The sequence below is a fragment of the Pseudomonas sp. NFX1 genome (assembly GCF_051123555.1).
In the GTDB taxonomy this organism is placed as follows: Bacteria; Pseudomonadota; Gammaproteobacteria; order Pseudomonadales; family Pseudomonadaceae; genus Aquipseudomonas; species Aquipseudomonas capeferrum.
The window spans coordinates 218,788-242,141 of sequence record NZ_CP169366.1; the positions used below are offsets into that span (position 1 = coordinate 218,788).

The following is a 23,354-nucleotide window of genomic DNA, read 5'->3' on the forward strand; positions in this document are numbered from 1 at the left end:
TCGCGATGCGCCGCGCGGGCGGCGCTCGATTTCCGCCCCACCTCCAAATCCAAGACAGGCAGCTAGCCGCCATCACCCTATCTCCCGACAAGCGCATAGCAGCCCCACTTCCCCAACATTCTGTGAAGAACCTATTTTGCCGTGGCCAAGGCGGTCTGCTTTTAGGACCGGAACGGTCGCGTGCGCTGCCATCCCTACATTCCTCATGGTTGAACACAGCGGCCGCAACCCGCTAAGGTCGCCGCCTTGATCCACGAGAGGCAACCATGGGCTACCTGATTATCGTCGCGCTGATCCAGGCGTTTTCCTTCAGCTTGATCGGCGAGTACCTGGCCGGGCATGTCGACAGCTACTTTGCCGTGCTCGCGCGGGTGCTGCTGGCGGGCCTGGTGTTTCTGCCGCTGACCCGCTGGCGCCAGGTCGAGCCGCGCTTCATGCGCTCGATGCTGCTGATCGGCGCGCTGCAGTACGGCATCACCTATGTGTGCCTGTACCTGAGCTTTCGCGTGCTCACCGTGCCGGAAGTGCTGTTGTTCACCATTCTCACGCCGTTGCACGTCACCTTGATCGAGGACGCCTTGAACCGGCGTTTCAACCCATGGGCGTTGCTCGCGGCGCTGGTGGCGGTGGCCGGGGCCGCGGTGATCCGCTTTGACAGCATCAGCGGCGAGTTCTTCATCGGCTTCCTGCTGCTGCAGCTGGCCAACTTCACCTATGCCGCGGGCCAGGTGCTGTACCGCCATCTGGTCGCCCGAAACCCCAGCGACCTGCCGCACTACACGCGCTTCGGCTACTTCTACCTGGGGGCCTTGATCGTGGTGTTGCCGGCGTTCGTGTTGTTCGGCAATGCCCAGCACTTGCCGAGCACTGATGTGCAATGGCTGGTGCTGTTGTTCCTCGGGCTGTGCCCTACTGCGTTGGGCCTGTACTGGTGGAACAAGGGCGCGTGCCTGGTCTCCGGGGCGACACTGGCGGTGATGAACAACCTGCATGTGCCGGTGGGGCTGTTGCTCAACCTGTTGATCTGGAACCAGCACGAGCCGCTAGGGCGGCTGTTCATCGGCGGTGCGGTGATTCTGGCGTCGGTGTGGCTGAGCCGGTTGGGCAGCCGCGCTCAGGTACCGCTTGGCAACAAGGCGTGAATGAACCCGCATGGCTACATCGGTATCCCCTTGTGCGTCCTGCTGTTTGGTCAGGCGGGTTTGCAGCCGACGTTGATTTCATCGCTGATCGTGGTCTGCCGGGTGTTCGCGATTTCAGTGATGTTGATTGAAATCGGCCTGCAGGAAGAACGGCAGGTGGGGCGAGCCATGTGGGTGGTGAGCAAGGCGCTGGCCAAGAACCCGTTGGTCATTTCGCCGATTGCCGGGGCGGCTTGGGCGGTTTCTGGTTTGGGCCTGGCGGAGCCGGTGCTGCATTTTCTCGACATGCTGGCGCTGGCGACCACCCCGTGCGCGCTGATTTCACTGGGGGCGTTCCTGGCCGAGAAACGGGGCATGGGGCAAGCCAGCCCGTGGCCGTTGGTGGGGCTGAAACTCGAGTAGGCGCTGGCTTGCCTGCGATGGGCCGCAAAGCGGCCCCGTCAGCCTCAAGCCTCGCTCAGGTCTTCCAGACGATGCGGCACAGGCTCAGCTGGCAGTCGCCCCGCCAACCCCGCCCGCATGTCATTGCCGCTAGGCTGCTGGTACAAGCTCAACCCGAACTCCGGCAATACCGCCAACAGGTAATCGAAGATATCCCCCTGGATCCGCTCATACTCCGCCCACACCGTGGTCGTGGTGAAGCAGTAGATCTCCAGCGGCACGCCTTCGGCGGTAGTCTGCATCTGGCGAACCATGCAAGTCATGCCTTGATGCACGTTGGGGTGGTTCTTCAGGTAAGCCAGGGCAAAGGCGCGGAAGGTGCCGATGTTGGTCAGCTTGCGCCGGTTGGCGGACAGCTCGGCCACCGGCCCCAGGGCTTCGTTCCAGGTTTGCAGTTCCTGGCGCTTGCTGGCCAGGTAGTCGCCCAGCAGGCGCACCTGGGTGAGGCGCTGCTCCTCTTCGCGGGTGAGGAAGCGCACACCCGCGGCGTCGATGAACAGGCTGCGCTTGATGCGCCGGCCACCCGACTGCTGCATGCCGCGGTAGTTGCGGAACGACTCGCTCATCAAGCGCCAGGTCGGGATCGAGACGATGGTCTTGTCGAAGTTCTGCACCTTCACTGTATGCAAGGTGATGTCCACCACGTCACCGTCGGCGCCCACCTGGGGCATTTCGATCCAGTCACCCACATGCAGCATGTCGTTGCTGGTCAGTTGCACGCTGGCCACGAACGACAGCAGCGTGTCCTTGTAGACCAACAGCAGCACCGCCGACATGGCACCCAGGCCCGACAGCAGCAGCAATGGCGAGCGGTCGATCAGGGTGGCGACGATGACGATGGAGGCAAAAATCCACAGCATCATCTTGGCCAGTTGCACATAGCCCTTGATCGAGCGGGTGCGGGCGTGCTCGGTGCGGGCGTAGATGTCGAGCAGGGCATCGAGCAGGCACGACAGGGCCATGGTCATGAACAGCAGGGTGAAGGCCAGGGCGACGTTGCCAAGGAAGTGCTGCGCCGTGTCGGACAGCTCCGGCACCAGTTTCAGGCCAAACTGCAGCACCAGCGACGGTGTGGTCTGGGCCAGCCGGTGCAGGACTTTATTGTGGCGCAGGTCATCCAGCCATTTCAGCGCCTGTTGGCGTGCCAGCAGGCGAGTGCCGTGCAGCATCAGGAAACGCGCCAGGCGGCCGACCACCAGTGAAATCAGCAGCAGGACGGCCAGGCCGATGGCGGCGTGGAGCATGGGATGTTGGTCGAGGGTGCCCCAGAGGTCGAGGGAGTCACGCCAGATTCGTTGGATATCCATGGGGTTGTGAGCGGTCTGTATTGCCAAACGAAGCGCCATTAGAGCGCGGAAGCCGATAAAGTTGCCAAAAGAAATTCGGCTATGGCGGCAGAAAACGTTACCCTATGCAACTGAATTTCCCGCACTTGCCTGAGGTTACCTCCGTGTTTTCCCAATTCGCCCTGCACGAACGCCTGCTTAAAGCCGTGGCCGAGCTTAAATTTGTCGAGCCGACCCCGGTGCAGGCAGCGGCCATCCCCCTGGCCCTGCAAGGGCGTGACTTGCGTGTGACCGCGCAGACCGGCAGCGGCAAGACCGCGGCATTCGTCCTGCCGATGCTCAACCGCCTGGTCGACCTGAGCGGCCCACGCGTGGAAATCCGCGCGCTGATCCTGCTGCCTACGCGCGAGCTGGCGCAGCAGACCCTCAAGCAGGTGCAGCTGTTCTCCCAGTTCACCTACATCAAGGCTGGCCTGGTCACCGGCGGTGAAGATTTCAAGGAACAGGCCGCCATGCTGCGCAAGGTGCCGGACGTGCTGATCGGCACCCCGGGCCGTCTGCTCGAACAGCTCAATGCCGGCAACCTGGACCTGTCCCATGTCAAAGTGATGATCCTCGACGAAGCCGACCGCATGCTCGACATGGGCTTTGCCGAAGACATGGAGCGCCTGTGCAAGGAGTGCGAGAACCGCGAGCAGACCCTGCTGTTCTCCGCCACCACCGGTGGCGCGGCATTGCGCGACATCATCGGCAAGGTGTTGAAAGACCCTGAGCACCTGATGCTCAACAGCGTCTCGCAACTGGCCGAGGGCACGCGTCAGCAGATCATCATGGCTGACCACGACCAGCACAAAGAGAAGATCGTCCAGTGGTTGCTCGAAAACGAGACCTACCAGAAGGCGATCATCTTCACCAACACCCGTGCCCTGGCAGACCGCATCTATGGTCACCTGGTGGCCAAGGACGTCAAGGTCTTCGTACTGCACGGTGAAAAGGACCAGAAAGACCGCAAGCTGGCCATCGACCGCTTCAAGCAGGGCAGCTCCAAGGTGCTGGTGGCGACCGACGTGGCGGCCCGTGGCCTGGACATCGACGGCCTGGACCTGGTGATCAACTTCGACATGCCGCGCAGTGGCGACGAGTACGTGCACCGCATTGGCCGTACCGGCCGTGCCGGGGGCGAAGGCCTGGCCATCTCGTTGATCACCCACAACGACTGGAACTTGATGTCGAGCATCGAACGCTACCTCAAGCAGCAGTTCGAGCGCCGGGTTATCAAGGAAGTCAAAGGTACCTACAACGGGCCGAAAAAGGTCAAGGCCTCGGGCAAGGCTGCCGGGACCAAGAAGAAAAAGGTCGAGAAGAAGTCGGGTGACAAGAAGGCTGCCGCCAAGCGCAAGCCAACCGCCAAGCCAAAGGCCAACGCGCCACTGGCCAGTTCCGACGGCATGGCTCCGCTGAGAAAGCGTCAGCCTGCAGCTGAGTAAATCGACTTGTGCCCTATCGTCGGCTTGCCGGCGATAGGGCTTCACAACCTCGCATCAGTCAGCTTTTTTCTCAGCTGTCTTCAGTTCCTTGATCCGTGTATCGATCAACTGGCATTTGTCGGGCAAGTCCTTGCTCGCCGTCCCTAGCTCCATCCCTTGGAGCTCATCATTGATTTCCTTGGCCTTTTGCGGGTTTTGCTCAGTGAGCTGGCTGACCAGGCCGGCCAGTTCTTCACGCTTCTGCGTGGCCTCTTCCGGTGTGCAGGCCCAGGCGGGTAGGGCGCAGAGCAGGGCGGTGGCGCAGGCAATGCTTAGCAGCGGTTTCATCCTTCTTACCTCTCGCGTCGGCTATGCCTGATGGAGCGTGCTGGCCGCTGGTAAGTTCAGCGTCTGCGACAGGTGGCCTGCAACTGCGTAATGGCTACCGATTTACGCGGTTTCCTGTTTGGCAGTAGTCCCTTTCTGAATCGCTCTCAAACAGCCAAGGCACCCTTGATGAGGGCTGTGCCATATCGCTAGTCTTGGCCGAAAAGAGGGGGTATCGTATGTACAGCTGTAAATACAGGGCATCCCATGTTCTTTGAGTGGGACGAAGCCAAAAATGAAATCAACATCCGTAAACACGGTATCGACTTCGCAGATGTACCGGACATGTTCAATCATCCTATGCTGGCGCGACAGGATGAAGACGTGGCATGCGGTGAAGAGCGCTGGGTGTGCCTGGGCTGGCTCAAGGCTTTGATAGGCGTTGTTGTGTATACGGAGAAGCGGGGCGAGGTAATACGCATCATCTCTGCCCGCAAAGCCACCAAATGGGAGGCCAAACACTATGACCAAAACTTCGAGAACTGATTGGGGCCGTTTGGCTCGGCAGGAAGACAAGGACATCGACACGTCTGATATCGCCGAGCTGGATCAGGACTTCTTTCGCCAGGCCGAATTGCGGGTCCCCGCCAAGCAGACCGTGACCATTCGCCTGGACTCTGATGTCCTCGCCTGGTTCAAGGAGCAGGGGGCTGGGTATCAGACCCGTATCAATCAGTTGTTGCGCCAATACATGCAGGCTCAGCAAAGACAGCGCTGATATCTTTCTGAACGCAGCCGCGCTCCGGCAGGTCCACCCTGTGTACCCCTACCGTCCACAGCAGGAGCCTGCCGCCATGAGCATCACCTACGACTGGGACCTGATCGAGCGCTTGCTGCATGAAGCCCAGAACAGCGCCGGTCACAGCTTCACGCCACGCCCCTATGCCGAGCAGCATGCCGCAGCGTTGGCCGCCAAAGGCCAGCCGGTGGGCGACCTTGACCACCTGAAGACCCGCGCTTGCGAGTATGAAAAGCTGCTTTTCGAGCGCGGCTTCATCGAAACCCGGCCCGCAGAAGACGGTGGCAACGGTGAAAACTTTGTCCTTACCGAGCGCGGATCACGCCTGTTGAGCCTGATCGACAGCAGCATCCCTGGCTTCGAGCACCCCCGCCAAGTGCTTGAAGAGCAGGAAGACGCGCTGGATGAGGCAACCTTTGAGCAGGTGTCCTCCAAGGCGCAGATTGCTTGAGGTCGTTTTGAGGGTGGCACGGGTGGCCAAGGAAAACCGATAATCGGTAATTCTTGATGACTGCCGAGTTGACGCCCATGCCATTGACTACCCCTAAGGCCCGCTCATGAGCGCGGCCCGGAAGAACCCCGACGCCTTTGCTTTCCAGGTCATGCTGGGGCTGTGCCTGATCTGGGGCTGCCAGCAGGTGCTGATCAAGACGGCCGCCGTCGACATCGCACCGGTGATGCAGGCCGCCCTGCGTAACTGCATCGCTGCAGTGCTTGTGGGCCTGATGATCTGCTGGCGCGGTGGTTGGGAGCAGGTGGGCACTACCTGGCGCGCCGGGTTGTTGGCCGGCGGGCTGTTCGGCGTGGAGTTTCTGTTCATCGCCGAGGGGCTGAAGCTGACGTCGGCAGCGCACATGTCTGTGTTCCTGTATACGGCACCCGTGTTTACTGCCTTGGGCCTGCACTTCATGCTGCCCAGCGAGCGGCTGCGCCTGCTGCAGTGGTTGGGGATCTTGCTGGCGTTCGGGGGGATCGCCACGGCATTTGCCGGCGGTATGTCGTTCGAGCAGATGGACAGCCGCACCTTGCTGGGCGATGCCTTCGGCGTCGTGGCAGGGTTGGCCTGGGGCGCGACGACGGTGGTGGTGCGCTGTTCGCGATTGTCGGAAGCGCCAGCGACCTTGACCTTGTTCTATCAGCTGGCCGTCGGTTTTGCCGGGTTGCTGCTGATTGCCTTGCTCAGTGGCCAGATCGGGGCGGTGTCGCTGACGCCGTTGGCCATTGGCAGTGTGCTGTTCCAAGGGATCGTGGTGTCGTTTGTCAGCTATCTGACCTGGTTCTGGCTATTGCGCAAATACCTGGCGTCGAACCTGGCTGTGTTTTCGTTCATCACGCCGTTGTTCGGCGTGACGTTCGGAGTGCTGCTGCTGGATGAGCCACTGAGCGTGAACTTCGTACTCGGCGCAGTGATGGTTTTGCTTGGGGTGGTGCTGGTGAGTGCCGAGCCCTGGGTAAAGCAGCAATTGCGTAAGTGGGTGGGGTGATGGTTGCACCTACACCGAGCGCGCATCCGCCGAGTGTTGGGCAGGGCAGGTGCGATGGGCTTGGGCGCCAGCCAGCACCAGCAGCCCGGCCATTGCCAGACCACTGGCGGCCAGCAGCAATGCGGGCTGCAAACTCCCCGTGTAGTGGTTGCTGACGGCCGCCAGCAACGGCCCGCTCAGTTGCCCGAGCGCAAAGCACGCAGTAAGCAGCCCGGCATTACGCTGCGTCGCCTGCGGCGCCAGCTCCCGCGAACGCTGCATCACCAGCTGCATGCAGGCCAGGAACGGCGCACCGCACAGCACCACGCCCAAGGCCAGGCCAAGGCCGCCGCCCCACAAGCAAGCCAGCACGCCCAGCCCTTGCAGCCATAGGGTGGCGGTCAGCCAGGCAGAGGTCCGGCCGCCCCGGCGCAGGCTCACCAGCACCACGCCCAGCGCTGCCGCCACGCCAAACGCAGGCCAGAACAGGTCGGCCAGCCATTGTCCCTGAAACTGCTGGTTGGCCATCTGTGACAAGAAGGTGGCCGGCAGGATGTAACCGACGCCGTACAAGGCATATACCAGCCCAAGGCGCCCAATACCGGCACCGTGCCTTGTACCTGGCTGCACAGTGGCCGGGATCACTGCCGGCGCCTGCGGCCGTGGCAACCAAGGCCTTACTGCCAGCAGCATTAGCAGCGCGGCGGTGGCATAGATCAGCCAGAGCGCAGCCGATCCCAGCCCCAGCACATGCGCACCCAGCGCCAACAGTCCGCTAACGGCGATACCCACCCCGGGCCCTGCGAACACCAGCGCGCCCAGGCGCTGGCGCTGGTGTGCATTGGCGACCTGCTGGCTGAGGCTGGTGATCATCACCAGTACCCAGGCGCTGGCCACGCCAGTGCCGAAACGCAGCAGCAGGTGGCTCCAGAAGCCATCGGCGGCCCCAGAGGCCAGGGTCAACAGCACGCACAGCCACAGCCCGCCATGCAGGCGCAGGCGCACCTGGACAGGGGTGCGGGCGAACATGGCATCCACTGCACCCAGGAAGTAGCCCAGGTAATTGGCTGCTGCGACCAACCCGGCGGCCGTGAGGTCGAACTGGCCTTCAGCGATCAATTGCGGCAGTTGCGGGGTCAGGGCAAAGCGGCCTATGCCCATGGCCATCATCAGCGCCACGGCGCTGGCCAGCAGTTGTATGAGCGGTGACATGGAAGGACTCCTGCACGGGGTAAGCGATGGCTGGCAGGTTAAGGGGCTTTTATCTTCAATAAAATTGAATAATGATGATGAAGTTGTTCTGTTTTGGAGAATGGTATGGAGTTCAGCCAACTGCGCATCTTCCAGGCGGTTGCCGAGGAAGGCTCGGTGACCCGCGCCGCCGAGCGCTTGCATCGAGTGCCCTCGAACCTGTCGACGCGCCTGCGCCAGCTCGAAGACCAACTGGGCGTCGAGCTGTTTTTGCGCGAGCGCCAGCGCCTGCAGCTGTCACCTGCGGGCAAGGTGTTGCTGGACTACGCCAATCGCCTGTCGGCCCTGCGTGACGAGGCGATGGCGGCCGTGCAGGGTGGCCAGCCGGCCGGGGAGTTTGTGCTGGGCACCATGTACAGCACTGCAGCGACCCACCTGCCGGCCTTGTTGGCGCGTTACCACCAGGCGTACCCGGCGGTGAACCTGCAGGTGCGCGCGGCGCCCAGCGGCGAGTTGTTCGAGGGTTTGCTCAGCCATGGCCTGGACGCGGCCCTGGTGGATGGCCCGCCGAGCCTGGCCGGGCTGGATGGCGTGCCACTGTGCGAAGAGCAACTGGTGTTGATCACCAGCCCTGAGCACCCGCCCGTGCACACGGCAAAAGACGTGGCAGGCAAGGCGGTGTTCACCTTCCGCCAGGGCTGCTCGTACCGCATGCGCCTTGAAGCTTGGTATGCCCACGCGCATACGCCGATGGGGCGGGTGATGGAGATCGAGTCCTACCAGAGCATGCTGGCCTGCGTCATCGCCGGCGCCGGCGTGGCGATGATGGCGCAGTCCATGCTCGACAGCCTGCCAGGGCGTGACCGGGTGCGGGTTCATCGCCTGCAGGCGCCGTTTGATCAGGCGGTGACTTGGTTGATGTGGCGCCAGGGGATGCGAGGGGCGAATTTGCAGGCGTGGATCGATCTGCAACAAAGCGAAACGATTAGCCAGTCGTCGGAATGCGGCGTTTCCCCTTGATCCGCGTCAAAATGGCCCCTATCTCTAGGAACAGATACATGCGCAATACAGGACATCGGGCTATGATCTGTATGAAACATGACTGGATTGATTGACCGTGAGGCTGACCCGTCAAAGGGGGCACTATGAAGAAACCACTGTTCAACTGGCTCCACGACTTGGCTGTCGCACTGGGGCTGATACCACCACCCTTGCAGCCGGTGCCGATCCCGACTGACGAAGAGCAGCGCAAGCGCCAGCCGCGTCGTCGCTGAAATGAAAAAGGCCGCCGCATCATGGCTGATGCGGCGGCCTTTTTGTTGCTGGGTGTTATCTAGGCGCGTATCGGCTATCAGGCCAGCTTCATCGCTGCCACCGATTTACGCGTCATCAGGCTGATCCCCACAAAGCTCACCAGGCCGATCGTCAGGCTGTAGTAGATCGGCGTGTTGGCTTCCAACCCATCCTTGAACATGAACAACAGCGCGGTGGCGAAGCCCAGCGACATGCTGGCGATTGCGCCTGCGGTGGTTGCGCGCTTCCAGAAGATCGCACCGATCAGCGGGATCAGCATGCCGCCGACCAGCAGGTTGTAGGCCAGGGTCAGGGCGTTGATCACATCGTTCACCACCAGGGCGATACCCAGCACCACAAGGCCGGTGAGCAAGGTGAACAGGCGGCTGATGCCCAGGCTCGATTGCTTGCCGCCACGCAGCTTGGGCAGCAGGTCTTCGGTCAGGGTGGTGGACGCGGCCAGCAGGCCGGCGCTGGCGGTGGACATCATGGCTGCCAGGGCCGCCGCCATCAGCAGGCCGCGGATGCCATCGGGCAGGGTGCTCTTGATCATCTCGGCAAAGGCATTGTTCGGGTTGGCCAGGTCTGGCATCAGCACGTGTGCAGCCATGCCGATCAGGGCGCAAGCCAGGCCGTACACCACGCAGTACACACCTGCGGTGGTACCGGCGCGCTGGCAGACCTTCTCGTCACGGGCGGTGAACACCCGCTGCCAGATGTCCTGGCCGATGAGGATGCCGAAGAAGTAGATCAGGAAGTAGGTGATGATGGTGTCCCAGCCGATGCTGGTCAGCTGGAAGCTAGACGCTGGCAGCTTGGCCACCAGGCTGTCCCAGCCGCCGGCCTTGTACAGGCAGACTGGCAGCAGGATGAACATCAGGCCGACGGTCTTGATGACGAACTGGACGATGTCGGTCAGGGTCAGCGACCACATGCCGCCGATGGTCGAGTACAGCACCACCACGCCACCGCCGAGCAGCAACGACATCCAGAACGGCAATTCCAGCAGCACCTGCAGCACGGTTGCCATGGCCAGGGTCGAGGTGACGCCGATCATCAGCGCATAGGCCAGCATGATCGCTGCACTGGCCTGGCGTGCCATAGGGTTGTACCGACGCTCCAGCACCTGGGTCACGGTGAAGATGCGCAGGCGCAGCAGCGGTTTGGCGAGGAACAGGTTGAGGGCGATGATGCCCAGGCCCAGCGCAGCGCACAGCCAGAAGCCCGAAATGCCGTGGACATAGCCCAGGCGCACGGTGCCGACGGTGGACGCGCCGCCCAGCACGGTGGTGGCCATGGTGCCCATGTACAGGGTGGGGCCGAGGTTGCGTCCGGCCACCAGGTAGTCTTCGTGGGTTTTCGCACGCCGCATGCCATACCAGCCAAGCCCGAGCATGCCGGCGGTATAGATCATTACAACAATGATGTCCAAGGCCATTGGGAGTCTCCCGATTATCTTTATTATGGCGAGATCGACCGCCCGGGCACCTTACGGCGCCTGGCGGTCTTGTCTTGTGTTGACGGGCCTCAATGGCCCTCCCTCATGGCTCCTGCCAGGGTATAGCGGGTATCGCGGTTGGCGCGGCGCAGGCCTGGTTCAGCGACGCACCACGCCGGGTAGCACGCAGAGCATTTCGAACAGCAGGTTGGCGCCGAGCAGCGAGGTGTTACCGGTGGTGTCGTAAGGCGGGGAGACTTCGACAAGGTCACAGCCGATCAGGTCCAGGCCGTGGCAGCCGCGAATGATCTCCATAGCCTGGATCGTGGTCAAGCCCCCAATTTCCGGCGTGCCGGTGCCCGGTGCCCAGGCAGGGTCGATGCCGTCGATATCGAACGACAGGTAAACCGGGCCACCGCCGACCTTTTCGCGTACTTCGGCCATCAGCGGTTCCAGCGATTTGTGCCAGCATTCCTCGGCCTGGACTACGCGAAAGCCCTGGCGACGGCTCCAGTTGAAGTCGTCGGCGGTATAGCCTTGGGCGCGCAGGCCGATCTGTACCACGCGGTCGCAATCGAGCAGGCCTTCTTCCACAGCGCGGCGGAAGGTGGTGCCGTGGGCGATCTTCTCGCCGAACATGTGGTCGTTGACGTCGGCGTGGGCATCGATATGCACCAGGCCGATCTTGCCGTGCTTTTTATGCAGGGCACGCAGGATTGGCAGGGTGATGGTGTGGTCGCCACCCAGGGTCATCGGGATGACGTTGTGCTCGACGATCTCGTCGTAGGCTTCTTCGATGATGCGCACGGCGTCGAGCAGGTTGAAGGTGTTGATGGCCACGTCACCGATGTCGGCTACCGACAGCGAGTCGAACGGCGCAGCACCGGTGGCCATGTTGTACGGGCGGATCATCACCGATTCGGCGCGGATCTGCCGTGGGCCGAAGCGGGTGCCGGAGCGCAGGGAGGTGCCGATGTCCAGCGGCACGCCGATGAACGCGGCGTCCAGGCCGGCGGCGCTTTGCAGGTGGGGGAGGCGGAGCATGGTGGCGATGCCGCCGAAACGCGGCATTTCGTTGCCGCCCAGTGGTTGGTGGAGAGTCTTGTCCACGGTGGGCCTCATCAGTCGGTCGATTGTTGTGTTTGTTCGAACCTGTGCCGCGGCGCGCCTGTTTGCTTTGGTTGTGCCGGCGGGCAGGACATTTCGGCCGAGTTTGCGCAAGGTAGTGCCCGGGAAGAATCGCTACCGGCAAATACTTACTTCAGGAATTTCTGAACTAATGCCAGCGCAACCGGTTAGACTTCCCGCCATTAACTTTGCGGAACCGTTGCACCATGGCCTCGACCCTGCCCGATCTGAAACTGCTGCGCATCTTCGTCAGCGTGGTGCGCCACCAGGGCTTCGCCAACGCCCAGCGCGAGCTGAACCTGTCGACGTCGGCCATCAGCACCTACATGAGCCAGCTGGAGGGCGGGCTGGGGATTGTCCTGTGTCACCGTGGGCGCGGCGGTTTCAGCCTGACCAGCAAAGGTGAACTGTTCCACCAGGAGAGCCTGCGCCTGCTGGCCGAGCTGGATGGCTTCGAGCAATATGCCGCGGCGCTCAAGGGCGAGCTGCGGGGCACGCTCAACCTGGGGGTGATCGACTCGACCGTGGGTGACCGCGCGCTGCCGCTGGCCGAAGCCATCGGTGCCTATAGCCAGGAGCACCCGGGGGTTCACCTGCACCTGTCGGTGTCCAGCCCCTACGAGCTGCAATTGGGGGTGCAGGACAACCGCCTCGACCTGGCCATCGGGGCGTTTTCGTCGCGCATGAGTGGCCTGGTCTATCAGCCCCTGTACCGTGAGCAGCACTGGCTGTACTGCAGCAGCCGCCACCCGTTGTTCGCCGAGCGGCGCATCCCCGAGCAGGTGGTGACCCAGCAGCGCATGGTCGGGCGCGGCTACTGGAGCCAGGCAGAACTGGCCCGGCACGGCTTCAAGCACAGCGCGGCGACCGTGGAGAGCATGGAGGCGCAGCTGATTCTGATCCTGTCGGGTGCCTACATCGGCTACCTGCCAGAGCACTACGCCCAGGCATGGGTGGACAAGGGCGACCTGCGCGTCTTGTCGCCGTCTACCTTCGGCTATCAGGCGCCATTTTCGCTGATCGTTCGCCGCGGCCGTAGCCGCGAACCGTTGATTCAGACCTTCCGCGACCTGCTTAAAAGCCAACTCAACGTCGGCTGATGCACAGTGTGTTCATGCATTCCGTCGGGACGGGCTCAATTCCTACAAAACTGGACCGCTAACCTGATAGCGCTCTGCTAAATATCAACTTGCGCTGATGATTTCCCCCTCTTCATCCTGCAAGGATCGCCCGAGATGCGCATGAATTTGCCCGTCACTGAGCACGAAAGAACCTTCTCCAGCGATCAACGCCTGATCTCCACGACGGATCTCAACAGTCGCATCACCTACTGCAATGACGCCTTCGTGGCGATCAGCGGGTTCACCTACGACGAACTGGTCGGCCAGCCCCACAACCTGGTGCGTCACCCCGACATGCCCCCGGCCGTCTTCGGCCACATGTGGGACACCATCAAGCAAGGCAAACCCTGGATGGGCGTGGTCAAGAACCGCGCCAAAAACGGCGATTACTACTGGGTCAGCGCCTACGTCACCCCGGTGTATGAGCAAGGGCGGGTCAGCGGCTACGAGTCGGTACGCTCGGTGCCGACGCGCGAGCAGATTCGCCGTGCCGAAGCGCTTTACGCGCGCCTGCGTGCCGGCCGCTCAGCGGTACCCTGGGCCGCGCGGCTAGGGCATCAGCTGGGCCACGGCTGGCCGCTGATTGGCGCAGGCCTGCTGTCGGCCGCAGGTTATCTGTGGTTGCCGCCGTATGCGGCGCTGGGGGTATTGATGGCCAGCCTGCTGCTGGCCTGGTACCTGATCGAGCACCGGCAGAACCAGGCCATCCGGCGCACCCTGGACGAGCACCCGAAAGCCTTCACCAGCCCGTTGGTGGCGTTGACCTACAGCGACAACCCGGGGCTGCAAGGCCAGCTGGACCTGGCCATCATCAGTGAAGAGGCGCGCTTGCAAACCGCCTTGACCCGCCTGGTGGATGCCGGAGTCGGGGTCAAGTCACGTGCGGCGCAGTCGGCCGACCTGTCAGACGCCCAGGCGCAGATGCTTGACCGCCAGCGCAGCGAAACCGACCAGTCCGCCACGGCGATCGCGCAGATGGCGGCGACCATCCAGGAGGTCACCCACAACGTGCAAAGCACCGCCCATGCCGCAGGCGATGCCGACCAGTTGGCCCAGCATGGCAGCGAGTTGGCCCAGCAGAGCCTGAAGGCGATGGGGAGCATGAGCGATGCGGTGAATGATATCGGCCAGGCAGTCAATGCGCTGGCCGAGCAGACCCAGTCGATTGGCAGCGTGGTCGACACGATCACTTCGATTGCCGACCAGACCAACCTGCTGGCGCTCAATGCCGCCATCGAGGCCGCGCGGGCCGGTGAGCAGGGGCGCGGGTTTGCCGTGGTGGCTGATGAGGTGCGTTCGTTGGCCCAGCGCACCCGTGCCTCGACCGAAGAGATTCATCAGATCATCGCCTCGTTGCGGGTGGGGGCAGAGCGGGCAGTGAGTACCGCCACCCGCGGCGAGCAGATTTCGCGCGACAGCGTGCACAGTGTCGAGGCGGTGCAAGTGGCGTTGGCCGGTATCGCCCAGGCGGTCAGCCGCATTACCGGCATGAGCCAGCAGATGGCGACGGCTTCGGAGCAGCAAAGTCATGTTGCCGAGGATATCAACCAGCAGATCGTGAGGATTGCACACCTGTGTGATCAGAGCGCGGGGCAGGCCAGGCAGGGTGCGCAAATCAGCCAGGACCTGGAGCGTATGGCCGAATACCTGCACAGCCTGGCTGAGCGCTTCAACCGCTGAGGCAGGGGATTTCGAACAAGCTGTGGCACACTGCGCCCGGTAAGGAGAGCCCTATGCCCAGACCCCGCTGCGAGCGCTGCCAGCGCCCGCTTGACCACTGCCTATGCCCACTGATCCCCTCGCTCGCCAGCCGCACCCGTATCGTCCTGCTGCAGCACCCCAGTGAAACCGCCCATGCCCTGAATACCGCGCGCCTGGCGGCCCTGGGGCTGAATAATGCCGAGCTGCGGCTCGGGGAGGTGTTCGATGGCCTGGATGAGCTGCTTGCCACGCCCGGTTACCGTGCCGCGTTGCTGTTCCCGGGCGATCAAGCCCAGGTGCTGACGGCTTATACCGAAGTGGATGACCAGCCGTTGCTGTTGATCGTACCCGACGGTACCTGGCGCAAGGCCCGCAAGCTGCTGTACCTGAACCCAATGCTTGCGGCATTGCCGCGGGTGACGCTGGGCGCGGTTGCGCCTTCGCGCTACCGGCTGCGCAAGGCGCCGGAGGCGGGGGCGTTGTCGACCCTGGAGGCGGTGGTCGAGGCGCTGAACGTGCTGGAGCAGCCAGTCAGCTTTGACGCGCTGCTCAAACCGTTCGACGCGCTGATCGAGGGGCAGATAAAGGCCATGGGCGCCGAGACCTTCCAGCGCAATCACGGCCCTTCATAGGCGCTCTGAGGCTTGCGCTCAGCGCATGTCAGGCAGCCTGGCTTCGGTCTTCACCTCATTGCTGGCAATGGCTTCCGGCGGCAGCGAGATACGTTGCTTGCTCAGCAGCTCACCCATGGTTGCCAGTACCCGGTACATCGAAAACTCCTCGGTGTAGCGCACTTCGGTGTAACGGCGGTCGGCGTTGTACAGCTCGTTCTCACTGTCGAGCACGTCGAGCAGGGTACGCTGGCCAAGGCCGAACTGGTCCTGGTAGGCAGCACGTACACGTTTGGTGGTCTCGGCGTATTCACGCGCGGTCGGGGTCTGCTTGCGCGCGTTGTTCATGGCGTTCCAGGCCAGGCTCAGGTTCTCGGTCAGCTCGCGCAGGGCGTTGTTGCGAATGTCCAGTGCCTGGTTGATCTTGTGGGCATCGGACTGCAGGCGGGCCTTGTCGCTGCCGCCGCGGAACACGTTGTAGTTGAGCTCGACACCGGCCTGCCAGTCGTTGTTGCTGTGGCCTTTCTCGCCGCCGAGGTTGTTGTTGGCGCCGGTGGCCAGTATTGCGTCCAGGCGTGGGTAGAAGGTCGACTTGGCCACTTCGTACTGCTGCTCGGCAGCATTGACGTCGGCCTGGGCAGACTTGATGTACGGGTTGTTCTGGCGCATGCCTTCACGGGCATCGTCGAGGGTGCCGGGGATCTCCACCTTGATCGATTGCGGCCCCTCCAGTTCATCGGGCTGTCGGCCGATGACGCTGAAGAAGTTGGCCTCGGCATCGGCCAGGTCGACTTCGGCGGTGTCCAGGTTGTTTTCTGCCAGTGCACGACGGGCGCGGGACTGATCGAGGTCGGCGGTGCTGCCGACGCCGCGCTCGGTGCGCAGGCCGATCTGATCGTTGACCCGCAGGTGCGCTTGCAGGTTGTTCTTGGCCAGCGTCACCAGCTCACGGCGCTTGAGTACTTCCAGGTACACCTCTACCGCGCGCAGGGCAACATCCTGGGCGACAGCCTGGGTGTAGTAGGCGCGCGAGGTGGCGACCGCCTCGGTGCGGCCTACTTCGTTCGAAGTGTTGAAGCCGTCGAACAGCATCTGGCGCAGGCGCAGTTCCGACTGGGTGTAGCTGAGGGTGGCCTTGTCGTGGCTGCGCGTACCGTCGGCATTGGTGCCGCGGGTGTTGAGGTTGTCCGAACGCTGACGACCATAACCTGCAACCAGGTCCACGGAAGGGTAGTAGCCGCCACGCGCGAATTTCACGTCTTCATCAGCGGACAGCTTGCTGTTGCGGTTGGAGCTGATCTGCGGATGGTAATCCACGGCGCTCTGGACAGCCTCGGTAATCGACATCGCCTGTACGTTGGCACACGCCATGGCCAACAGTAATGCACTGGTGATGGGGTTCAAAACGCGCATGGGTACCTCTCCCTGATCCTAAAATAAGTCCTGCTTGTCGCCAAAAAAATGACGATATAGTTATCCTGCAAATCGTGTCAGGTTTTTAACAACAGAGCTAAGAACATTCAATCAAAGTCGTAAGAAGATTTTCTCATAACCATTACTGTTATTTGACTTATATGGTCTAAGAGGGGCTGGGCGCTGATCCACAGCAGCGAAATTGAAAGCTGCTGAAAGTCTCGTTTTTCAAGGTTTACAGAGAGTTCCAGAACTTTTGTAGCTAAAAAAAAGCCTGGATAGGCGAAATAGATATTTGGCGACAAAAAATTGACTATCTGTGCTTTTCGACAGCCACGGCACGCCCTGCGAGGGTGCCTTTACTGGCGCGCCGCGTTCAGCGTGGTCTGTGCAGGGTCTTCTGCTTGAGGATATACAGGCTCACCAGTACCGCACTGGTGAGCATGAAGGCGCGTGCCCAGAACAGCGGTACCAGGTAGCACGACAGGCCGATGCTGGCCCACATCAGGCCGATGGCGTATACCTTGCCTTTGAGGGGGATGCCTTCGCCACTGAGGTAATCGCGGATCCACGGCCCGAGCTTCGGGTGATGGACCAGCCAGTGATGAAAGCGCGGCGAGCTGCGGGCAAAGCAGGCTGCCGCCAGTAGCAGAAAAGGGGTGGTGGGCAACACCGGCAGGAATATCCCCAGCACCCCCAGCGCGACGCTGAGCCAGCCGATGGCCAGCAGCAGGTAGCGCACAGCCGACTCAGTGGTGGCGTGGCTTGAGCAGCGCCGGCTTCTCGTCAGGGGCGTGCAGCAGCAGGAACAGCGCGCTCAGTGCCTCTGGGATCTGCACGATCATGTCGTCCTGCAGGTTGGCATTGCTGGCGATGTCGGCAAACTCTGGCTGTTCGTCGAACAGGCCCGAACCGACCATGATCGGCAGCAGCATCTCGCTGACTTCTTCCTCGGCGCTCTCGAACCAGGCCTCTTCACGCAGGAACACGCCCTCCATGAAACCGATGCACCAGCCGCGCAGGTCGGAATCGTCCGGCTCGTCGGTCAGGTCCAGGTCGCATGGCAGGTCGAACTCTTCGTCGCTGGCCAGTTGGCGGGCGATGTGAGCTTTGAGCGCCACCAGGGTCGCTTCGATCTCGGTGCGCTGGGCATCGCTGGCGTAGTGCGGCTCTTCGGCGAACAGGGCGTCGATCCACTCGCGCTCGGGAACGTCCTCGGCATTGATTGAAAGTGCCGTGAGGTAGCCGTGGGCGGCGACGTAGTCCAGCGCTTCTTCGTGCAGCTCGTCGGCGTCGAGGAAGGCTTGCAGGCGGGTGAGTTGCTCGGCGAAGGACATTACAGGGCTACCTTGGGGAATAAACGATAACGAATTCTAGCATCTTGCGGCGAAAGCAGGGCAAAGGGAACGTCTGTCACCACAGCCTCCTGCGGGGGTTGGCACTGGGGTATAATCCGCGATTTTTCATCCAGGGGCGGGCTGTTGCGGCCGTCTGGCAAAAACCGCTTACGCATTCGGCGTGTGCGGGGCGGGTTTTTCGTCCAGCCTGTATCCAGGATGGTACGGCGATTTGTGGAGTTGCACATGCTCGAACAGGCTCAGCGCGTTCTCAAGGATATCTTCGGCTACGACAGTTTCCGTGGGCGCCAGGCAGCAATCATCGAATGCGTGGCCAACGGCGGCGATGCGCTGGTACTGATGCCCACCGGCGGCGGCAAGTCGCTGTGTTTCCAGGTGCCTGGGCTGTTGCGCCCCGGCCTCACGGTGGTGGTTTCGCCGCTGATCGCGCTGATGGACGACCAGGTCGCCACGCTCGATGAGCTTGGGGTGGCTGCGGCCGCGCTGAACTCCACCCTGAACGCCGAGCAGCAACGTGAGCTGGCCGGGCGCATGCGCCGCGGTGAGCTGAAGATGCTGTACCTGGCGCCCGAGCGCCTGGTGCAGCCGCGCATGCTCGATTTCTTGCGCGAGCTGGACGTCTCGCTGTTCGCCATCGACGAGGCCCACTGCGTGTCGCAATGGGGCCATGACTTCCGCCCGGAATACCTGCAGCTGGGCCAGTTGGCCGAGCTGTTCCCGCATGTGCCGCGCATCGCCCTGACCGCCACCGCCGACATGCGCACCCGCGAAGAGATCGTCCAGCGCCTGCACCTGCAGGGCGCCGAGCGTTTCCTTTCCAGTTTCGACCGGCCGAACATCTTCTACCGCATCGTGCCCAAGGAAGCGCCGCGCAAGCAGCTGATGGCCTTCCTCGGCGAGCGTCGTGGCAACGCAGGCATCGTCTACTGCCTGTCGCGCAAGAAGGTCGACGAGACCGCTGCTTTTCTCTGCGATCAAGGCTTCCCGGCGCTGCCTTACCACGCCGGCCTGGCGGCCGAGACGCGGTCTGCCAACCAGCACCGCTTCCTCAACGAGGAAGGGCTGATCATGGTCGCCACCATCGCCTTCGGCATGGGCATCGACAAGCCCAACGTGCGCTTTGTCGCCCACCTCGACCTGCCCAAGTCGCTCGAGGCCTACTACCAGGAAACTGGCCGTGCGGGCCGTGACGGCTTGCCGTCCGATGCCTGGATGGCCTACGGCCTGCAGGACATGGTGATGCTCAAGCAGATGTTGCAAAACTCTGAAGGCGACGAGCGCCACAAGCGCATCGAGCAGCACAAGCTCGATGCCATGCTGGCCTTGTGTGAAGAAACCCGCTGCCGGCGCCAGTCGCTGCTGGCCTACTTCGACGAAACCCTGGAGCAGCCCTGCGGGCATTGCGACAACTGCATCGACCAGGTACAGACCTGGGACGCTACGGAGCCGGCTCGCCAGGCGCTGTCGGCGGTGTTTCGTACCGGCCAGCGCTATGGGGTCGGGCACCTGGTCGATGTGTTGCTGGGCAAGGACACCGAGAAGGTGCGCAATTTCGGCCACGAGAAGCTTTCGGTGTTCGGTGTCGGCAAGTCGCTGGCCGAAGCCGAGTGGCGCTCGTTGTTCCGCCAGTTGGTCGCGCGCGGCCTGGTGGATATCGACCTGGAAGGCTACGGCGGCTTGCGCCTCTCCGACAGCTGCCGGCCGCTGCTGCGCGGCGAGGTGAACCTGCAGCTGCGCCGTGACCTCAAGCCGCAGACCGTGGCCAAGAGCGCCTCTGGCGGCGGCAGCCCGGCCAGCCAGTTGGTGCGTGCCGAAGAGCGCGAGCTGTGGGAAGCACTGCGTACCCTGCGGCGCAAGCTGGCCGAGGAGCACAGTGTGCCGCCTTACGTCATCTTCCCTGATTCGACGCTGCTCGAGATGCTGCGCAGCCAACCGGCCAGCCTCAGCGACATGGCCCAGGTCAGCGGTGTGGGCGCGCGCAAGCTTGAGCGCTATGGCCAGGCGTTCCTTGAGGTGCTCAATAACAGTGGTGGCACTGACGAGGCACCGAAAGTGGTGCTGGACCTGCGTCACGAGCTGGTCAGCCTGGCACGCGCGGGGATGACCCCGGCGCAGATCGCCGGGCAACTCAATTGCAGTGAAAAGAACGTCTACAGCCTGCTGGCCGAGGCGCTCGGCCGCCAGGAGCTGAGCCTTGATCAAGCCATCGACCTGCCAGAAGACTTGCTGGCGGAGGTGCAGGACGCCTTCCTTGACGGGGAGGGCGAACTGCCGCCGGTATCGACCATCGCGCCGCTGTTCGGGTCGCGCATACCTGAAGGTGTGCTGTATTGCGTGCGCGCGGCGTTGGCGGCGGAGTTCGAGCTCTGAGCGCGACAAGGTTCGAGGCCAGACCCGCCAACTGCTGACCTTTGTCATGTTTTTTGACGATTATCGGACACTGGCAAGTGCCCGAGCCTTGCCACGTGGTCCGGGTCATGGTTAGCTGCCTAATAATTAGATCTATCCAATGAGTTGCTTATGCCCCTGACCGACAACCAACACCGCTTCGGCATGCAGCTGGCCCAGATGTCCCGGGGTTGGCGTGCCGAGCTGGATCGCCGCCTGGCCGGGCTCAACCTGTCCCAGGCGCGCTGGCTGGTGTTGCTGCACCTGGCCCGTTTCGAGGAGGCCCCCACTCAGCGTGAATTGGCCCAGAGCGTTGGGGTCGAAGGCCCGACCTTGGCACGCTTGCTCGACAGCCTCGAGGCGCAGGGCCTGGTGCGGCGCCAAGCGGTGCTTGAAGATCGGCGGGCGAAGAAAATCCTGCTGTGCCCACCGGCCAAGCCGCTGATCGAACAGATCGAGACCATTGCCAATGCATTGCGGCTTGAGCTGTTCACCGGCGTGGATGAAGCGGACCTGGAGGTGTGCATGCGCGTGCATGCGAAAATCCTCGGCAACCTCGAAAAGCCCTGATTCCTGGGGGCCGCACAGCGGCCCCACGTTTCAGAACGTATGCCCCAGGTTCAGGTACACCGCCTGCTCATGTGCGCTGTTGGCCCCGTAGCTCAGGTTCAGCGGCCCCAGCGGCGTCTCCATCCCCAGGAAGATGCTAGCGGCATTGATATAGCCACTGTCAAATTCGTTGTCGTTGTTCCACGCCCGGCCACGCTCCAGCGACCCGCCGATATACAGCGGGAAGTCCAGTGGCACGTAGGCCCGTGGGGTCAGGCGGCGGTAATAGACCATGCGCAGCAAGCTGACGTTCTGCCCCGACACCGAGTCCTGGCGGAACCCTGACAGCTCCCGTGCGCCGCCCATCACGAAGCTCGACGTCACCACCTCCGTTTCATCCAGCGTGCGCCCGTAGCGCCCGCCCAGCACCCAGGTGTTCGGGCCACTGCTGATGGCCTTGTCCAGGCTGAACAGCCACTGGCGATAGTCCTCGTCGGAATCGAGCGATTTGTCGTACTTGCGCAAGGTCAGGCCGATGTCTTCGCCACTGTGCGGGAAGTACACGTTGTCGAGGGTGTCGAACGAGTACTTGAGCTCGTAGAAGCCTTCATTGAAGCTGACCTTGGGCAGGTCCTGGTCGCCGATGCGTACTTCGGCTTCGCCCCAGGCCTTGCCCGCACCCAGTCGCACCTCGCCGTAGGTGCCGATCTGCCGGCCCACATTCAGGCCGAAACCGTAGCGCTCCAGGCGGTACTCTGCGACCGGGTCGTTGTCCAGGGTCGCCTCGATGTTGCGCGAGCCCACGTCCAGGTAGGGGGCTATGAAGAAGCGCGAGCCTACGTCCAGTGGTTGGTAGAACTCGCTGTAGAGCTCCTGCTGGTCGCCGATCTGCGCGCGGGTCAACCATTCGGCGCCCAGGCTGTTGATGCCGTTGACCCGGTAGCTGGCGCCGAGGTTGAAGGCACTGTCGCCGCGCAGGTCGTCCGACAGGTTAAGCCCCAGGCGCAGGTAGTCGGTGCCGCCGCGTCTGCCACGGGCATTGATCACCAGCGTGTTGTCGGCGCCCTTGTGCACCACGCGGTATTGCACCCGGTCAAAGTAGTCCAGGCCATACAGCGTGCCCATGTCGGTCTGCAGGCGGTCCAGCTCCAGCGGCGCATTGATCGGCTGGCGGATATAGGAGCGGATCACGTCGTCGCTGACCTTGGAGTCGTTCTCTACCCTGATGGCGGTAATCACCGGGGTGCGTTGGTGCGGCGAGCGGGCAATGGCCAGGCTGCTGTCACCTTCGGGCTGGCGCAACGCCGCCAGACGCGGGTCGAGCAAGCGCGTGGCACGGTAGCCGGCTTCGATCATGTCGTGGGCCCGGCCGAAGTCGGTCACGCCAAACGCGGCCAGCGGTGGTTGGACCAGGATGTCATCACGGTGCAGGCTGGCCAGCTGCTCTTCGGAGTTGCGCCGGGTCATCAGGGTGATCGACTGGTTCAGCACATCGACCACCGTGGCCAGTTGCTTGCGGTCACGCAGTGGCGTGCCGATGTCGACCACGATGGCCAGGTCCACCCCCATGTCGCGGGCCACGTCCAGCGGAATGTTGTCGACCATGCCGCCATCCACCAACAGCCGGCCATCCAGCTCGACCGGGGCGAACACGGCAGGGATCGACATGCTGGCGCGGATTACCTGGGGCAGGTGGCCGCGGCGGAACACCACCTTTTCGCCACTGGCGATGTCGGTGGCCACCGCACGGAAAGGGATCGGCAGCTTGTCGAAGTCGCGGGTGTCGGCGGTGTGGGCCAATTTGCTTTCAAGCAGCAGTGACAGGTTCTGGCCCTGAATCACGCCCAGGGGCAAGCCCAGGCTGCCGTCGTCGCGAAAGCTCAGCTTCTGCTTGACCAGAAAGTCGCGGTCGTCCTGCTTACGGCGGAAGGGGATGTCCTTGCGCGGGGGCGCGTCGGACAGCGCTTGCTGCCAATCCAGGGTGGTGGCCAGCTTTTCCAGTTCTTCGACACTGTAGCCGGAGGCGTACAGCCCGCCGATCACCGCGCCCATGCTGGTGCCGGCGATGGCGTCGATGCGCACGCCCTGTTCCTCCAGGGCCTTGAGCACGCCGATATGGGCCAGGCCACGGGCCGCGCCGCCAGACAGCACCAAGCCGACCTTGGGCCGAGCCTGTTCGGCGGCATGTGCCGTGACAGCAACGAATATCGACAACAAACAGAACAGCAAACGGCGCATC

At 62.8% G+C, this 23,354-nt stretch carries 22 protein-coding genes and 1 pseudogene; 14 read left to right on the forward strand and 9 right to left on the reverse strand.

What is annotated here, in order from left to right:
- Window positions 1-266: 266 nt before the first annotated feature.
- Complete coding sequence (locus tag DJ563_RS00910; protein WP_274100258.1) at window positions 267-1,142, forward strand: carboxylate/amino acid/amine transporter; 876 nt, start codon at window positions 267-269, stop codon at window positions 1,140-1,142.
- Between the two features lie 12 nt (window positions 1,143-1,154).
- Window positions 1,155-1,538 (forward strand): annotated as a pseudogene (locus DJ563_RS00915) (AEC family transporter); the annotation flags it as partial.
- 50 nt (window positions 1,539-1,588) lie between these two features.
- On the opposite strand, the gene DJ563_RS00920 reads toward DJ563_RS00915, so the two are convergent.
- On the reverse strand, window positions 1,589-2,890 hold the full coding sequence (locus DJ563_RS00920; protein WP_434518669.1) for a mechanosensitive ion channel family protein: 1,302 nt from the start codon (window positions 2,888-2,890) through the stop codon (window positions 1,589-1,591).
- Between the two features lie 104 nt (window positions 2,891-2,994).
- On the opposite strand from DJ563_RS00920, the gene DJ563_RS00925 reads away from it, so the two are divergent.
- On the forward strand, window positions 2,995-4,356 hold the full coding sequence (locus DJ563_RS00925; RefSeq protein ID WP_033699652.1) for a DEAD/DEAH box helicase: 1,362 nt from the start codon (window positions 2,995-2,997) through the stop codon (window positions 4,354-4,356).
- Between the two features lie 54 nt (window positions 4,357-4,410).
- On the opposite strand, the gene DJ563_RS00930 is transcribed toward DJ563_RS00925, so the two are convergent.
- Window positions 4,411-4,683, reverse strand: coding sequence for a hypothetical protein (locus DJ563_RS00930; RefSeq protein ID WP_033699650.1), 273 nt, complete (start codon window positions 4,681-4,683; stop codon window positions 4,411-4,413).
- A gap of 246 nt (window positions 4,684-4,929) precedes the next feature.
- On the opposite strand from DJ563_RS00930, the gene DJ563_RS00935 reads away from it, so the two are divergent.
- The 4 genes from DJ563_RS00935 to DJ563_RS00950 all read left to right on the forward strand — a co-directional run bounded on the left by DJ563_RS00935 (window position 4,930) and on the right by DJ563_RS00950 (window position 6,945).
- Window positions 4,930-5,208, forward strand: a complete 279-nt coding sequence (locus DJ563_RS00935; RefSeq protein WP_047583466.1) for a BrnT family toxin — start codon at window positions 4,930-4,932, stop codon at window positions 5,206-5,208.
- Window positions 5,186-5,440, forward strand: a complete 255-nt coding sequence (locus DJ563_RS00940) for a BrnA antitoxin family protein (RefSeq protein ID WP_047583465.1) — start codon at window positions 5,186-5,188, stop codon at window positions 5,438-5,440. Before DJ563_RS00935 ends, DJ563_RS00940 begins: the two co-directional genes overlap by 23 nt.
- Window positions 5,441-5,516: 76 nt before the next feature.
- Complete coding sequence (locus DJ563_RS00945) at window positions 5,517-5,912, forward strand: transcriptional regulator (RefSeq protein WP_033699644.1); 396 nt, start codon at window positions 5,517-5,519, stop codon at window positions 5,910-5,912.
- A 106-nt stretch (window positions 5,913-6,018) separates the two neighbouring features.
- Entirely contained in the window at window positions 6,019-6,945 is a 927-nt protein-coding gene (locus DJ563_RS00950; protein WP_186663941.1) for a DMT family transporter, read from the forward strand.
- Window positions 6,946-6,954: 9 nt separating this feature from the next.
- Here the strand turns inward: DJ563_RS00950 and DJ563_RS00955 are convergent, their stop codons facing one another.
- Window positions 6,955-8,136, reverse strand: coding sequence for an MFS transporter (locus DJ563_RS00955; protein WP_434518670.1), 1,182 nt, complete (start codon window positions 8,134-8,136; stop codon window positions 6,955-6,957).
- A 105-nt stretch (window positions 8,137-8,241) separates the two neighbouring features.
- Between DJ563_RS00955 and ptrR the strand changes: the two genes are divergently transcribed.
- Both ptrR and DJ563_RS00965 read left to right on the forward strand, forming a co-directional pair.
- The gene (gene ptrR / locus DJ563_RS00960; RefSeq protein WP_033699637.1) at window positions 8,242-9,135 is read left to right on the forward strand and encodes a putrescine utilization regulator PtrR; all 894 of its coding nucleotides are present in this window, start codon (window positions 8,242-8,244) and stop codon (window positions 9,133-9,135) included.
- 125 nt (window positions 9,136-9,260) lie between these two features.
- Window positions 9,261-9,389, forward strand: a complete 129-nt coding sequence (locus DJ563_RS00965) for a PA1414 family protein (protein WP_256214945.1) — start codon at window positions 9,261-9,263, stop codon at window positions 9,387-9,389.
- A gap of 77 nt (window positions 9,390-9,466) precedes the next feature.
- Here the strand turns inward: DJ563_RS00965 and DJ563_RS00970 are convergent, their stop codons facing one another.
- The gene (locus DJ563_RS00970) at window positions 9,467-10,846 is read right to left on the reverse strand and encodes a sodium:solute symporter (RefSeq protein ID WP_434518671.1); all 1,380 of its coding nucleotides are present in this window, start codon (window positions 10,844-10,846) and stop codon (window positions 9,467-9,469) included.
- A gap of 159 nt (window positions 10,847-11,005) precedes the next feature.
- Window positions 11,006-11,956 (reverse strand): agmatinase, encoded by a 951-nt coding sequence (gene speB / locus DJ563_RS00975; protein WP_027593127.1) that lies wholly within the window; start codon window positions 11,954-11,956, stop codon window positions 11,006-11,008.
- Between the two features lie 224 nt (window positions 11,957-12,180).
- Between speB and DJ563_RS00980 the strand changes: the two genes are divergently transcribed.
- From DJ563_RS00980 to DJ563_RS00990, 3 genes are all read left to right on the forward strand, one after another.
- Entirely contained in the window at window positions 12,181-13,074 is an 894-nt protein-coding gene (locus tag DJ563_RS00980) for a LysR family transcriptional regulator (protein WP_033699632.1), read from the forward strand.
- A 135-nt stretch (window positions 13,075-13,209) separates the two neighbouring features.
- Entirely contained in the window at window positions 13,210-14,775 is a 1,566-nt protein-coding gene (locus DJ563_RS00985) for a methyl-accepting chemotaxis protein (RefSeq protein ID WP_274098741.1), read from the forward strand.
- 53 nt (window positions 14,776-14,828) lie between these two features.
- On the forward strand, window positions 14,829-15,428 hold the full coding sequence (locus tag DJ563_RS00990; RefSeq protein WP_434518672.1) for a tRNA-uridine aminocarboxypropyltransferase: 600 nt from the start codon (window positions 14,829-14,831) through the stop codon (window positions 15,426-15,428).
- Window positions 15,429-15,446: 18 nt separating this feature from the next.
- Here the strand turns inward: DJ563_RS00990 and DJ563_RS00995 are convergent, their stop codons facing one another.
- The 3 genes from DJ563_RS00995 to DJ563_RS01005 form a co-directional block, all read right to left on the reverse strand.
- Window positions 15,447-16,820 (reverse strand): TolC family outer membrane protein, encoded by a 1,374-nt coding sequence (locus tag DJ563_RS00995; RefSeq protein WP_033699626.1) that lies wholly within the window; start codon window positions 16,818-16,820, stop codon window positions 15,447-15,449.
- 376 nt (window positions 16,821-17,196) lie between these two features.
- A complete protein-coding gene (locus DJ563_RS01000) occupies window positions 17,197-17,562 on the reverse strand; it encodes a YbaN family protein (protein WP_033699624.1) in 366 nt (121 codons plus the stop codon).
- A 7-nt stretch (window positions 17,563-17,569) separates the two neighbouring features.
- Window positions 17,570-18,157, reverse strand: coding sequence for a YecA family protein (locus DJ563_RS01005; RefSeq protein ID WP_033699623.1), 588 nt, complete (start codon window positions 18,155-18,157; stop codon window positions 17,570-17,572).
- Between the two features lie 246 nt (window positions 18,158-18,403).
- On the opposite strand from DJ563_RS01005, the gene recQ reads away from it, so the two are divergent.
- A complete protein-coding gene (recQ, locus tag DJ563_RS01010) occupies window positions 18,404-20,548 on the forward strand; it encodes a DNA helicase RecQ (RefSeq protein WP_033699621.1) in 2,145 nt (714 codons plus the stop codon).
- A gap of 150 nt (window positions 20,549-20,698) precedes the next feature.
- Window positions 20,699-21,136, forward strand: a complete 438-nt coding sequence (locus DJ563_RS01015; RefSeq protein WP_033699619.1) for a MarR family transcriptional regulator — start codon at window positions 20,699-20,701, stop codon at window positions 21,134-21,136.
- Window positions 21,137-21,166: 30 nt separating this feature from the next.
- On the opposite strand, the gene DJ563_RS01020 is transcribed toward DJ563_RS01015, so the two are convergent.
- Window positions 21,167-23,353 (reverse strand): patatin-like phospholipase family protein, encoded by a 2,187-nt coding sequence (locus DJ563_RS01020; protein WP_274098742.1) that lies wholly within the window; start codon window positions 23,351-23,353, stop codon window positions 21,167-21,169.
- Window position 23,354: the final 1 nt, after the last annotated feature.